The organism is Streptomyces varsoviensis (assembly GCF_000718635.1).
Taxonomy (GTDB): Bacteria; Actinomycetota; Actinomycetes; order Streptomycetales; family Streptomycetaceae; genus Streptomyces; species Streptomyces varsoviensis.
The window spans coordinates 94,258-107,732 of sequence record NZ_JOBF01000002.1 but is presented as its reverse complement, the minus strand read 5'-3'; the positions used below and the strand labels follow the sequence as shown (position 1 = coordinate 107,732).

Genomic DNA, 13,475 nt, shown 5'->3' with positions numbered 1-13,475 from the left:
GCTCCATTGTCATCGCGATCGAGCGCGACCGCAGCGCGCCGACCGCGCGCCCACGACGCGAGCCCACGACGCGCGCCCGCGAGGACGACGCCGCCCCCGGCTCGCGCCCGCCTCCGCGCCCCCGCTCAGCGCCGGGCCTCCCCCCGGCCGTCGCGGCCCTCGCGACCGGCATGCCCGGCATGCCCGGCGTGACCGTGGCCGTGCCCGCGACCGTCACCGGAGTCGGAGTCAGAGTCGGAGTCGGAGTCGGAATCAGGCGCCCCGCCCATCATGCCGAGCATGTCCTTCCCGCCGGTGCGCAGGAACCGCACGACCAGGGCGGCCGCCAGCAGCAGGAGGGCGATGTTGAGCCAGGTGGTGTAGTTCCAGCTCACGCCGTTGTCCGGGACGGAGGCGTGGGCCCGGTCGGGTACGAGGCCGAGGGGGCCGAAGACGAACTCGACGACGTATCCGGCCAGGACCATGGCCGCGTAGAAGGTGCCAAGGAGGAAGAGCGCCATGCGGGCGCCGTAGTACTTCCGGTAGATGTTCAGGATCGGCAGGATCAGCAGGTCGGCGAAGAGGAACGCCACGACGCCGCCGAAGCTGATGCCGCCCTTCCACAGCACGACGGCCAGCGGCACGTTGCCCACCGAGCAGACGAACGAGGCGATCGCCACCAGGGGCCCGATCAGCGGCCCCCACACCTTGGCGGCCAGCGGGTGGCCGTCGAAGAAGAAGGCGCGCCAGAAGGAGTCGGGGACCCACGCGGAGATCGCGCCGGCGATGAGCAGACCGATGACGAGGTCGCGCAGGATCGCCGCCCATTCCATGACGAAGACGTGGGAGACGGAGGTGAAGCCTTCGCGGGAGGCCAGCCTGCGGACGAAGGAGCCCTCGCGCCTGACGGACATGTCCATCGCGGCGTGGCCCTCCATGGAGCCGGCCACGCCGCGTTCCGCCTGTTCGCGCGCTCCGCGCAGCAGCGCGTCGGGGAGCAGTAGGCGGAACAGCACCGCCAGCGCGGCGATCATCAGCGCGCCGCCGGCGAACTCGGCGGCGGTGAACTGCCAGCCCATGAGCAGGGCCAGGATCACGCCGAGTTCGACGACGAGGTTGGTGGAGGCGATCTCGAAGGCCATCGCGGCGGTGAAGTCCGCGCCCTTGCGGAAGAGGGAGCGGGCCAGCGCCACTGCCGCGTACGAGCAGGACGAGGAGGCGATGCCGAGGCCGGTCGCGGTGGCGAGGGTGCGGGGGCGGTCGTCGCCCAGCAGGGAGACGACGGTGGACTTGCGGACCACGGCCTGGACCACGGCCGAGAGGGTGAAGCCCAGGATCAGGGCCCAGGCGATCTCCCACGCCATGGACCCCGTGATCGACAGGGCGTGCCAGATTGCCTGCATGAGCGTCCTCCTGCCCCGGACGAGCCTGCCGCTCCGCCCGAATTGTGTACCCCTAAGGGGTAACCCGACCGGCGGCGACGACACATCCCAACCCGCCGTCCACGCTCCCCCGCCCGGTCGCGGGGCGGGCGGGACGGCCGTACACAGGAGAGATGACCGATAAAGGCGCCGCATCGCCGGGGGCCGGTTGGCGGAACGGGCTGTCCGAGGACGAGCGCACGGCCCTGCGCGCCGCCGCTCAGCCCCGCACCGTACGGCCCATGCTCGCGACGCTCACCGAGGACTACTTCTCCGACCCCGACTGGCTCTTCGAACGCAAGCTGGACGGCGAGCGGTGCCTGGGGTTCCGTAAGGGTGCCGAGGCCCGGCTGACCTCGCGCAGCGGGGAGGACCTCACCGATACGTACCCCGAGGTGGCCGACGCCCTCGCCGCCCAGGAGCGCGAGGACTTCGTGGTCGACGGCGAGATGGTCGCCTTCAGCGGTACCCGCACCAGCTTCGCCCGGTTGCAGCAGCGCATGGGCATCCATGACGCCGCGCGGGCCCGGCGCAGTCCGGTCGCCGTCGTCTACTACGTCTTCGACCTGCTGCACCTGGACGGCCACGACCTCACCGCCCTGCCGCTGCGCACCCGCAAGGCGCTGCTGCGCGAAGCGCTGTCCTTCCGCGCGCCGCTGCGGTTCACCAACCACCGCAACGCCGGCGGCGAGGCGTATCTGCGGCAGGCGTGCGGGTGGGGCTGGGAGGGGCTGATCGCCAAGCGGGCCGACGGCCGGTACGTGCCGAGGCGGTCGAGGGACTGGCTGAAGTTCAAGTGCGGCCAGGGGCAGGAGCTGGTCATCGGCGGCTTCACCGAACCGGCGGGCAGCCGCGTCGGCTTCGGGGCCCTGCTCGTCGGCTATTACCAGGGGGACCGGCTCTGCTACGCGGGCAAGGTCGGCACCGGGTACGACCGCCGCACCCTGACCGAGCTGCGCGCGCGGATGGACGCGCTGGAGCGCGAGCGGCAGCCGTTCGCCGGCGGCGCGGTCCGTGAGCGCGGCGCGCACTGGGTACGGCCCGAACTCGTCGCCGAGGTCGCCTTCACCGAGTGGACCGGGGACGGCAAGCTGCGCCACCCCCGCTTCCTCGGCCTGCGCACCGACAAGCCCGCCGAGCAGGTCGTACGCGAACGGCCGCGGGCGGCGGGGTGAGGCCGGTCCCGGTACGAGCGTACGTACGCCACCGGGGAGCCCTCACGCCATCAGCGCCGCCAGCAGGGTCACCCCGGCGAGGAACCACGCGACGTAGTCGCCGACATGGCCGGAGTGCAGGCGGCGCAGGGACCGGGCCCAGCGGGCCGAGGCCAGACGCCGCGACCACGCGCCCGCCGGGACGCAGGCCAGGGCCAGGGCGGTGGAGAGCAGCGCCCAGGCCGTACCGGCGCCGGTCGGGTGCGGGGCGGTCGCGGCGACGGCGGTGGCGCTGTCGTGCAGGACCGACGCGGCGTACCCGGCGTGGTCGGTGAGGGCGGCGCCCGCCTGCCCCGCCGCCGTCGCGAGGCCGGGGAGCACGCCGGCCGCCAGGGCTCCGGCGAGGAGTACGGCGGGCACCGCCAGCATGGTCAGCGGGATGCGGGTGAGACGGCAGCGGGTCTCCGGCGCCTCCTCCTCCCCCACGGTCTCCTCGGCCGACCCGTCCGAGGAGCGCTCCGGCGGAGGGCCGAGGCCGAGGAAGATGCGGCCCGCCGACCGGAGGACCGCTCCCCCGGTGGCCGCGGAGACGAACACGAACAAGGCGGTCGCCCCGCCGCCCGCCACCTCTTCGATCGCCCCCTTGCCCGTCGCCGTCCCGAACGGCGGCAGCCCGGCGATCGCGAGGCCGCCGACCGCGAACAGCGCGCCCACGAAGGGGAGTTCCCTCCCCCGGCCGTGCAGCCGGTGGACGTCGACGCAGCCGTAGCGGTCCAGGAGGATGCCGGCGCACGCGAACAGGGCCGCCTTCGCCCCCGCGTGCGCGGGCACGTAGAGGGCGAGGCCGCCGGCCGCCTCCGGGGAGAGCGTCGCGAGGCCGACGAGGAAGAGCCCGGCGTGCGCGACGGTCGAGTAGGCGAGCAGCCGTTTCAGGTGGCGTTGCAGGAGACACATCACGGCGCCGAGCAGGGCCGTCGCGACCCCCAGCACCAGCAGCGCGCGGTGCGCGTCGGGAGCGGGTACGCCGCCGGGGCCGGCGAAGACGGTCCAGTAGACGCGGGCGGTGCCGTACAGGCCGAGTTCGACCATGACGGACGACATCAGCATGCATACGGGGGTGGGGGCCACCGCGTGGGCGTCGGCCAGCCAGAAGTGGAACGGCACCGCGGCCGCCTTGACCAGCAGTCCGCTGACGATGAGCACGAACGCCGCCGTCACCAGGGCGTCCGGGCCGCCGGGGTGGGCGTCGAGCCGTTCGCCGATCCGCGCGAAGCCGAGTTCCCCGGTCCGGGCGTAGAGCAGGCCGATGCCCAGCAGCGTGGCGTACCCGCCGAGCGAGTTGACGACGCCGAAGACCAGGCCGCCCTGGACCGCGCGGGCCTCCTCCACCCGGTAGCCGGTCAGCGCGTACGCCACCACGCCCATCAGCTCGAAGAAGACGAAGGCGTTGAAGAGGTCGCCGGTGAGCACGAAGCCGCACATGCCCGCCTGGAAGAGCAGGACCAGCGCCGGGAACGAGCCCGCGTGCCCGCGCGGCGGCTCGTCGAAGTACCGCCAGGCATAGGCGAGGGAGGCCAGGACCAGGAACGAGATCAGCGCGGCGAGGCCGAGCCCCGCGCGGTCGCCGACCAGGACGATGCCGACGCCGGGGCCGCCGTGCGGGCGCCAGCCGCCCAGCCATTCCACGGCCGGCCGGTGCCCCGTCAGGCCGAGCGCGCCCACCGCCGAGACCGCCCCGGCCGCCGCGCACAGGAAGCCCAGCGACTCGGCCGCGTACCGGGGCAGCCGCCGCCCGGCGCCGACGAGCAGCGCCGCGCCGAACAGCGGCGCCGCCACGATCAGCGGCAGCAGCGTCCCGGCGGTCACCCGCGCAGCTCCGACAGTTCGTCGGGGTCCACCGTGCCGTGCCGCTTGGCGATCTGTACGACGAGGGCGAGCAGCAGCGCGGTGACCGTGGCGCCGATGACGACATCGGTGAGGACCATGGCCTGCACGACGGGGTCGACCACCGGCCGGGAGCCGGGGGCGATGTCGGAGAAGACGGGGGCGGTGCCGCCGTCGCGGTAGCCGACGGCCAGCAGCAGCACATAGGTCGAGGACTGGCAGACGGCGAGGCAGCCGACGGCGTGGATGAGGTCGCGGCTGGTGGCCAGCCCGTAGCAGCCGATCAGGAAGAGCCATGCCGCGACGAGGTAGGGCAGAACGGTCATGTGTCGGCCTCCTCGCCGGCGGCGTCGTGGGAGCGGGCGTCGGCGTCGGTGTCGCTATCGGCGTCGGCATCGGGATCGGCATCGGCATCGGCATCGGTGGACACGATCTCCACGGCCTGGTCGAGGAAGCGGGCCAGCAGGACGACCACACCGCAGGCCACCTCCACCCCGATGGCGGCGTTGAACAGCGGCACGGTGCCGCCGGAGGCCAGGGTGTTGAGGGTGCCGTACGGAAGGACGTTGGCGAGGAAGGCGGTGCCCGCGAGCAGCCCGGCGGCGCCGAGGAGCACGTACGCGGCCTCGCCCGCCGCGTCGGCCGCCTCGTACAGCCCGATCGGGCGAATCCGTTCCAGGGCGCGGTAGTCGACGGCGATGTAGAGGAGATGGAGCGCGGTGGCGACGACGATGCCGCCCTGGAAGCCGCCGCCGGGGCTGAGCTGGCCGTGCGCGACGATATACAGCCCGACGAGGAGGGTCACGGGGAGCGCCAGCAGCGCGTAGCGGCGTACGGGCGGTGAGACGCGCGCCGGCTGGGGCGGCAGCCGGTTCTCGTCGCGGGTCTGGCGGAGCAGCACGACGGTCCCGAGGACGGCGCCGAAGAGGATCGACTCCTCCCCCAGGGTGTCGAAGGAGCGCTGGTCGAAGGTGACCGCGGCGACGGTGTTGGCGGTGTGCCGGTCGAGCGCGGCGTGCACCGCCCGCTCGCCGTAGGGGTGCGCCGAGCCGCCGAACGCGGGCAGGCCGCGAGCGGCCAGGACGAGGAGCACGGCCGTCCCGAGGAGTCCGAGAGCCAGGACCCAGCGCCGTAGTCCGCGGCTCATTCCCGGTCCTCCTCCTCGTGCCGGAGCCTCGCGGGCGCCGCGTCGGCGCGGCCTCGTGGGCGCGCTCGGCGCCGCGCCTTGCGTACGGTCAGCAGGACCATGAGCGGGGTGAGGGCGCAGCCGACCGCGAGCTGGGACAGGGCCACGTCGGGGGCCTGGAGCAGGAGGAAGAGGACGCCGAGCGCCAGCCCGAGCAGGGCCAGCGGGAACGCCTGCCGGCCGGGGTCGCGGACCAGCACCGTCGCGGTCGCGGCGGCGACGACGAGGGCGAGACCGGCGAGCAGCGGCAGATCGGTCATCGGCCCGCTCCTGGCCCGCCGGCGGCCGGCCCGTTCGTGAGGGGGGCACCGGGGGGCTGTCCGTCATAAGTGGGCCCGTCCGTGACTGGATCGCCGGGTGCCCGTCGGTCATCAACGGGCCCGTCCGTGACTGGGCCACCGGGTGTCCGCCCGTCATCGGCCGGTGCGCCGGTGACCGGCCCGTCCGTGGACGCCCCGCCCGTAACCCGCCCGCCCGTAACTGGCCCGTCCGGGGCCGGCCCGTCAGGTGACGTCTCGTCATCAGCCGGCCCGCCCGGGCCCGCCGTCATCGCACGGGCCGTCACATGGCTGCCGAGACCCAGTAGGACGGCGATGACCAGGAGCTTCGCCAGGGAGCGGCCGGGTCCGGCGGCGGCGCAGAGCGGCAGCGTCACCGCGGCCACGGCGACGTAGTTGGTCAGGGTCAGCGCGCGCAGCCGGCGGGGCCGCGGCGGCCGTTCGGCGACGTCGGGGGCGAGCAGCCGGACGTAGACCAGCGTGCCGGCGGGGCCGAGGACCGCGAGGAGGAGGGCGGTGTCCACGTACGCGGGGCGCGCGTAGCCCTGGGCGAGCAGCAGGAGGACCAGGCTGACCAGGGTGGTCGTGAGGTTCTGGGCCGCGATGCGCCGGTGGACGGGCCCGGTGACCACGCCGTACGCGGCCGGACCGACCCCGCACACCAGGAGCGCGGTGGCCGCGGCGAGCCAGCCGTTCATGGCTCGCCGTCCGCGGTCGGGAGCGCGGCGGCGCGGGAGACGGGCAACCGCCGTGGCCGGCGGGGCCACCGGACTCCGCGCCCCCGCCTCATCCGGCGTCCCGCCCACGTGCCGCCCGCCGTGCGCCGCGGGCCGCGCAGGCGGCGAGGAGCGCGGCGGCCGCGCCGACCAGGGCCTCCAGGGTGTCCACGCTGCTGATCAGGACGAGCCAGAGGGCCATCAGCGCCGCCCACCAGCCCGCCAGTTCGGCGACGGCCGCCACGATGCGCACCGTGGTCCCTCCTCCCGTCGGCCGCCTGTCCCTCAGCCTCACACGCGGCTGCGGGCGGCGGCCGCAACCGCGCCGCGCCGCCGTCCGGCGTCCGCCGCCCGGCCCACCGGCTCCCCAAGGGGCCGCGAGAAATCGACGCCCTGGGCGGCCGGGGAGGCCGGGGAGGCCGGCGCGTCGGGGGCGGCAGGGAGCCGTTCACCGCGGCCCGCCGCTCGTCACCGCCCGGTGTCGCAGCGCCGCCTCGCTGTCCGGGCGCAGGGTCAGTCCGTGGCCCGGGGCGGCGTCGGCTCCGGGGCGGATGGTGCCGCCGGAGGGGTCCAGTGCCCCGTCGAACAGCAGGTGTTCGACGCGGGCGTGGTCGTGGAACCACTCCAGGTGGCGGAGGTTGGGGACGGCGGCCGCGGCGTGCGCGTGGACGTGCGGTGCGCAGTGGCCGGAGATCTGGAGCCCGGACGCCTCGGCGAGGGCGGCGACGCGGAGCCAGGCGGTGATGCCGCCGCAGCGGGTGGCGTCGGCCTGGAGGCAGTCGACGGCCCCGGCGGCGATCATGTGCTCGAAGTAGGGCAGGTGGTAGCCGTATTCGCCGGCGGTGACATCGGCCGGTACGGCGGCCCGTACCCGTGCCAGCCCCGTCAAGTCGTCGGAGGAGACGGGCTCCTCGAACCAGGTGACGCCGTGGTCGGCGAGGAACGGCCCGAGGCGGACGGCCTGCTTGCGGGTGTAGCCGCCGTTGGCGTCGACGTACAGCTCCGCCTCGGCGCCGATGCCGCGGCGCGCCTGGGCGACGCGCTCCCGGTCCCGGCGCTCGCGCGTCCCCCAGGACTCCCCGATCTTGATCTTGACGCGGGGCATGCCCAGCCCGTGCACCCACTCGCGGAGCTGCGCGTCCTGCCGCTCGGCGCCGTACGTGGTGAAGCCGCCGCTGCCGTACACGGGCACCTCGTGGCGGACCGCGCCGAGGAGCCGGGTCAGCGGGAGGTCGAGGAGGCGTGCCTTGAGGTCCCACAGGGCGATGTCGACCGCCGAGATCGCCCCGGCGACGAGGCCCGGCCGCCCCTCGTTGCGTACGGCCCGGTTCATCGCCTCGTGCGCGGCCGGGATGTCCCAGGCGCACCGGCCGGTGACCACGCCGGCGAGGCGGTCGCCGATGACGTGGGCGGTGGCCGGCGCGCCGTAGGTGTAGCCGAGCCCGGTGACGGTGCCGGAGCGGGCCCGCACGAGGACGAGGGTGGTGGCGTCCCAGGTCAGGGTGGCGTCGCCTTCGGGCGCGTCGGTGGGCGCCGAGTAGACCGCGCAGGTGATCTCGTCCACGCTCGGCTCGCCGGCCGCCGCCGGCCGGGCGGCGGGCACGGTCAGCCGCCTTCCTTCCCGTCGCGCCGCCGGTGGCCGGGGAGCATTTCCTGGACCTTCGCCTTGAACCCCTGCCGGACCACGCCGGCGGCGTCGGGGTCGCCCTTGAGGAGGGCGGTGGCGGCGGCCTCGATCTGGTCGAGGTCGGCGTGCGGGGGGATCGGCGGCACGTCGGGGTCGGTGCGGAAGTCGATGACGAAGGGCCGGTCGGCCCCCAGCGCCTCGCGCCAGGCCGGGATCACGTCGTCGGTCTTCTCCACCCGTACGCCGCCGAGCCCGATCGAGCGGGCGAAGTCCGCGTACGGGACGTCCGGGATGGACTGCGAGACCCGGAACTCCGGGGCGCCCGACATGGCGCGCATCTCCCAGGTGACCTGGTTGAGGTCCTGGTTGTTGAGGACCGCGAAGACGAGCCGCGGGTCCTGCCAGTCCTTGCGGTACTTCGCGGCGGTGATGAGTTCGGCCATGCCGTTCATCTGCATCGCGCCGTCGCCGACGATCGCCACGGCGGGGCGTTCGGGATGGGCGAACTTGGCGCCGATGACGTAGGGGACGCCCGGCCCCATGGTGGCGAGCGTGCCGGACAGCGATCCGCGCATGGCGCCGCGCAGGCGCAGGTGGCGGGCGTACCAGTTGGCGGCCGAGCCGGAGTCGGCGGCGAGGATGACATCGTCGGGCAGCAGCGCGTCGAGGGCGTGCACGACGTACTCGGGGTTGAGCGGGTCGGCGTCCACGGCCGCCCGCCGCTCCATCACCTGCCACCAGCGGGCGCTGTCCTTCTCGATCTTCTTGCGCCACGCCCCGTGCTTCTTCCGCTTCAGTTGCGGGAGGAGGGCCCGGAGGGTGGCCCCGGCATCGCCCACGAGGTTGACCTCGAAGGGGTAGCGGAGCCCGATCATGTGCGGGTCGATGTCGATCTGCACGGCCCGCGCCTGGTCGAGTTCGGGCATGAACTGCGTGTAGGGGAAGCTGGAGCCGATGACGAGCAGGGTGTCGCAGCCCTGCATCAGCTCGTAGGAGGGCCGGGTGCCCAGCAGGCCGATGGCCCCGGTGACGTACGGCAGCTCGTCGGAGAGGGCGTCCTTGCCGAGCAGCGCCTTGGCCACGCCGGCCCCGAGGGCGTCGGCGACGGCCTCGACCTCTTCGCGGGCGCCGCGCGCGCCCTGGCCGATGAGGATGGCCACCTTCTCGCCCGCGTTGAGCACTTCCGCGGCGCGGGCGACCTCCTCCTGGGCGGGGACCGGCGCGTACTGGGCGATGCCGAGGCTGGAGGGCACCATCTTGAAGGCGTGCTTGGGCGGCGAGTAGTCCAGCTCCTGCACGTCGGCGGGGATGATCAGCGCGGTGACGGTCCGCCTGGACAGCGCGGTGCGCATCGCCCGGTCGAGGACGTTGGGAAGCTGCTCGGGTACGGTCACCATCTCGCAGAAGTCCGACGCCACGTCCTTGTAGAGGCTCATGAGGTCGACTTCCTGCTGATAGGAGCCGCCCATCGCGCTGCGGTTGGTCTGGCCGACGATCGCCACGACCGGGACGTGGTCGAGCTTCGCGTCGTAGAGGCCGTTGAGCAGGTGGATCGCGCCGGGTCCGGACGTCGCCGCGCACACCCCGGCCTTGCCGGAGAACTTCGCGTAGCCGACCGCTTCGAACGCGGCCATCTCCTCGTGCCGGGCCTGGACGAACCGGGGGGTGTTGTCGGCGCGCTCCCAGGCGGCCAGCAACTCGTTGATGCCGTCGCCCGGGTACGCGAAGACGTGCTCGACCTCCCACTCGCGCAGCCGCTGCAGGAGGTGGTCGGAGACCTTGGTCGACATGGTGTTTCCTTTCGGTGCGGGGTGGGGCGGGTCGTACGGGATGCGGGGCCGGGGTTTCGTACGGGGCGCGGGGTCGGGGTTTCGTACGGCGGATCGCGGAGCGGCGGCGCGCGGACTCATTCGCGGCCCGGACTCATCCGCCGCGTCGGCGCAGCGTCCGCAGGGCCGCGGCCCCGGAGGCCAGGACGGCGAGGGACGCGGCGGCGGTGGCGAGACGGGCGTCGCGGGGCGGCACGGTGGGGCGCTCGATGAGCGTTTCGGGGTGGGCGGCAGGCGATTCGGCGTGGTCGGCGCGAGACTCGGGGTTGTCGGTCCGCGTTTCGGGGCGGTCGGCCGGCCCGGCGCGGCCGTCGAGGCCGAGTGCCAGGGCCTCGGCGAGGTGCATCGCGCGGCGGCCGGTGCCGGCGTGTTCGATCTGGGTGCGGCAACTGAAGCCGTCCGCGAGGACGAGCGCGTCGGGGGCGGTGTCGCGTACGGCCGGGAGGAAGCCCTGTTCGGCGATGTCCATCGACAGGTCGTGGTGGCCGCGTTCGAAGCCGAAGTTGCCGGCCAGGCCGCAGCACCCCTCGTCCAGGACGCGCGCGTCGATGCCGGCCCGGCGCATCAGTTCGCGGTCGGGGTCGTCCTTGAGGACGGCGTGCTGGTGACAGTGGGTCTGCGTCGTGGCCCGCCGGTCGAGTACGGGCGGTCGCCAGCCCTCCGGCGCGTGGCCCGCGAGCTGTTCCGCGAAGGTGCGGAACCGCCGGGACAGCCGCTGCACGTCCTCGTCGTCGGGGAGCAGTTCCGGGGCGTCGGCGCGGAAGACGGCCGTGCAGGAGGGTTCCAGGCCGATGACGGGCGTACCGGCGTCGATCCACGGCCGCAGCACGTCGAGGGTGCGGTGGAGCACGCGCTTCGCGACGTTCAGTTGCCCGGTGGAGATCCAAGTCAGGGCGCAGCACACGGGCCGTGTCGGCACCGCGACGCGGAACCCGGCGTCCTCCAGCACCCGTACGGCCGAGATGGCGATGCCCGGGTGGAAGTACGTGCTGAAGGTGTCTGGCCACAGCACCACGGCCCGCTCGTCCCCGGGGTCGGGCTCGGCGCCGCCGCGCCGCTCCCACCACTGGACGAACGACTCGTGGGCGAAGGGCGGCGCGGGGCGCTCGGCCGCCACTCCGGCCGCCCGCTTGCCGAGCCGGGCGAGTCCGGGGGCGGCGAGGCATGCGTTGACCGCGCGGGGCGCGAGGCGGGAGAGCCGCGCCCACAGCGGCAGCCAGCCCAGGGCGTAGTGGGCGGCGGGCCGCGGCCGGCCCGCGTAGTGGTGGGCGAGGAACTCCGCCTTGTACGTGGCCATGTCGACGCCGACCGGGCAGTCGGACTTGCACCCCTTGCACGCCAGGCACAGGTCCAGGGCGTCGCGGACCTCGGTCGAGCGCCAGCCGTCGGTGACCGGGGAGTCCGGGTGGCCGCTGACCATCTCGAACAGCAGCCGGGCCCGGCCGCGGGTGGAGTGCTCCTCCTCGCCGGTGGCCCGGTAGGAGGGGCACATCACGCCGCCGGTGCGGGAGCGGCAGTTGCCGACGCCGACGCAGCGCATCACGGCGCCGGTGAAGGAGCGGTCGTCGTCGGGGTAGCCGAACCGCGTCTCCCCTATGCCGCCGGGCTGCCACCGCGGCCCGAGGCGGAGGTTGTCGTCGACGCGGTAGGGGCTGGTCACCTTGCCCGGGTTCATGCGGTCGCCCGGGTCGAAGAGCGCTTTGAGTTCGCCGAAGGCGGCGACCAGCCGCTCGCCGAACATCTTCGGCAAGAGTTCGCCGCGGGCCTGACCGTCGCCGTGCTCGCCGGAGAGCGAGCCGCCGTAGGAGCACACGAGGTCGGCGGCGCGGGAGAGGAACGCGCGGAAGCGGGCCACCCCGTCGGCGCTCTTGAGGTCGAAGGGGATGCGGGTGTGCACGCACCCCTGGCCGAAGTGCCCGTAGAGCGCGGGGTGGTCGTAGTCGAACTCCGCGAACAGTTTCTTGAGGTCCCGCAGGTAGTCCCCGAGACGTTCCGGGGGCACGGCCGAGTCCTCCCAGCCCTCCCACGTCTCCCGGTCGTCGGGCGGCCGGGCGGTGACGCCGAGGCCGGCTTCGCGCGCCTTGAGCATGCGCTGCTCGCGCCCGGTGTCGTCCGAGAAGGCGACGGTCGGGTCGTCCTCGGCCCTGCCCAGGGCGCGCAGCAGGGCGCGCCCCTGCTCGTCGACGTCCTGCTGGTCCGCGCCGCTGAACTGGAGGAGCAGCCAGCTCTCGCCCCGCGGGAACGCGTCGAGGGAGTCGAGGTACGCGCCCTCCTCGCGCATCAGTTGCGCCATCCGCCCGTCGAGGGCCTCCAGTTGGGTCGGCTCGCTGTGCTCCAGGAGGCGCGGCACGTCGTCGGCCGCGGCGCAGATGTCCGGGTAGCCGAGGACCACGATGGCGTCGGCGGGCGGCACCGGCACCAGGTCGAGTTCCGCCCGTACCACGGTGACCAGGGTCCCTTCGCTGCCGACGAGGGCGCGGGCGAGGTCGAAGCCGTGCTCGGGGAGCAGCGCGTCGAGGTTGTACCCGGAGACCCGGCGCGGCAGGCGCGGGTAGCCGGTGCGGATGTCCGGGAGGTAGCGGTCGACGATCTCCCGCAGGCCGCGGTGGATCTCCGCGCGGCGGCCCCCGGCGGCCAGCGCCTCCTCGTACGCCTCCGCCGATGTCGGCCCCACCCAGAAGCGGGCCCCGTCGTAGGTCAGGATCTCCAGCCGCCGCACGTTGTCGGCGGTCTTGCCGTACGCCTGGGCCGAGGCGCCGCACGAGTTGTTGCCGATCATCCCGCCCAGCGAGCAGTGGCTGTGCGTGGAGGGTTTGGGGCCGAACTTCAGGCCGTGGACGGCGAGCCGCCGGTTGAGTTCGTCCAGGACGATGCCCGGCTCGACCACGCAGGTGCGCCGCGTGGCGTCGACCGAGACGACCTTGTCGCAGTACTTCGTCCAGTCGATGACGACGGCCTCGTTGGTGCACTGGCCGCCGAGGCTGGTGCCGCCGCCGCGGGACAGCAGCGGGGCGCCGTACTCGGCGCACACGGCCACCGCCGCCACGCCCGCCTCCACGTCGCGGGGGACGACCACGCCGATCGGGACCTGCCGGTAGTTGGAGGCGTCGGTCGCGTACGCCCCGCGGCTCCCGGCGTCGAAGCGCACCTCGCCGCGCACCCGCGCGCGCAGCGCCCGTTCCAGGGCTCTGACGTCCAGTCCTGCCGGGCCGCCGGCTCCCCGGCGCCTTCCGCTGTCGCGACCCGCGTCGTCCATCACCACGTCCTCGTCCGACCGGCACCCGCCGTCTTCTGCGTCTTCTGCGTTTTCTCCGTCTGCGGACAGTTCCGTCGCAGGTCGGCGCGGACCGCGGAACGTCTCCGTCCGTTCAGCACAAGACGGGTTCCCGATGCGTGCGGTC

The 13,475-nt window shown here is 74.2% G+C and carries 11 protein-coding genes; 1 reads left to right on the top strand and 10 read right to left on the bottom strand.

The window, feature by feature from the left end; genetic code table 11:
* Positions 1–125: 125 nt before the first annotated feature.
* Positions 126–1,382 carry a permease gene (locus IF55_RS03035; RefSeq protein WP_078643514.1) on the bottom strand — a complete coding sequence of 419 codons (1,257 nt, stop codon included), beginning with the start codon at positions 1,380–1,382 and terminating at the stop codon, positions 126–128.
* A 152-nt stretch (positions 1,383–1,534) separates the two neighbouring features.
* Here IF55_RS03035 and ligD point away from each other — a divergent pair, with 152 nt between their 5' ends.
* Positions 1,535–2,575, top strand: a complete 1,041-nt coding sequence (gene ligD / locus IF55_RS03030; protein ID WP_048831473.1) for a non-homologous end-joining DNA ligase — start codon at positions 1,535–1,537, stop codon at positions 2,573–2,575.
* A 42-nt stretch (positions 2,576–2,617) separates the two neighbouring features.
* On the opposite strand, the gene IF55_RS03025 is transcribed toward ligD, so the two are convergent.
* From IF55_RS03025 to IF55_RS02985, 9 genes are all read right to left on the bottom strand, one after another.
* Positions 2,618–4,420, bottom strand: coding sequence for a complex I subunit 5 family protein (locus tag IF55_RS03025; RefSeq protein WP_030874727.1), 1,803 nt, complete (start codon positions 4,418–4,420; stop codon positions 2,618–2,620).
* Positions 4,417–4,764 (bottom strand): sodium:proton antiporter, encoded by a 348-nt coding sequence (locus tag IF55_RS03020; RefSeq protein WP_030874729.1) that lies wholly within the window; start codon positions 4,762–4,764, stop codon positions 4,417–4,419. The genes IF55_RS03025 and IF55_RS03020 overlap by 4 nt, the downstream gene beginning before the upstream one ends.
* On the bottom strand, positions 4,761–5,585 hold the full coding sequence (locus IF55_RS03015; RefSeq protein ID WP_048831472.1) for an MnhB domain-containing protein: 825 nt from the start codon (positions 5,583–5,585) through the stop codon (positions 4,761–4,763). The genes IF55_RS03020 and IF55_RS03015 overlap by 4 nt, the downstream gene beginning before the upstream one ends.
* Entirely contained in the window at positions 5,582–5,884 is a 303-nt protein-coding gene (locus tag IF55_RS03010; RefSeq protein WP_030874733.1) for a DUF4040 domain-containing protein, read from the bottom strand. The genes IF55_RS03015 and IF55_RS03010 overlap by 4 nt, the downstream gene beginning before the upstream one ends.
* Positions 5,881–6,600 (bottom strand): monovalent cation/H+ antiporter complex subunit F, encoded by a 720-nt coding sequence (locus IF55_RS41305; protein ID WP_078643511.1) that lies wholly within the window; start codon positions 6,598–6,600, stop codon positions 5,881–5,883. The genes IF55_RS03010 and IF55_RS41305 overlap by 4 nt, the downstream gene beginning before the upstream one ends.
* An 88-nt stretch (positions 6,601–6,688) precedes the next feature.
* Entirely contained in the window at positions 6,689–6,871 is a 183-nt protein-coding gene (locus IF55_RS03000; protein WP_030874737.1) for a hypothetical protein, read from the bottom strand.
* Positions 6,872–7,066: 195 nt separating this feature from the next.
* A complete protein-coding gene (locus IF55_RS02995; RefSeq protein ID WP_048831471.1) occupies positions 7,067–8,221 on the bottom strand; it encodes an enolase C-terminal domain-like protein in 1,155 nt (384 codons plus the stop codon).
* A 2-nt stretch (positions 8,222–8,223) separates the two neighbouring features.
* Positions 8,224–10,035 (bottom strand): thiamine pyrophosphate-requiring protein, encoded by a 1,812-nt coding sequence (locus tag IF55_RS02990; protein ID WP_030874742.1) that lies wholly within the window; start codon positions 10,033–10,035, stop codon positions 8,224–8,226.
* Positions 10,036–10,168: 133 nt separating this feature from the next.
* The gene (locus IF55_RS02985; RefSeq protein WP_048831470.1) at positions 10,169–13,330 is read right to left on the bottom strand and encodes an FAD-binding and (Fe-S)-binding domain-containing protein; all 3,162 of its coding nucleotides are present in this window, start codon (positions 13,328–13,330) and stop codon (positions 10,169–10,171) included.
* Positions 13,331–13,475 lie beyond the last annotated feature (145 nt).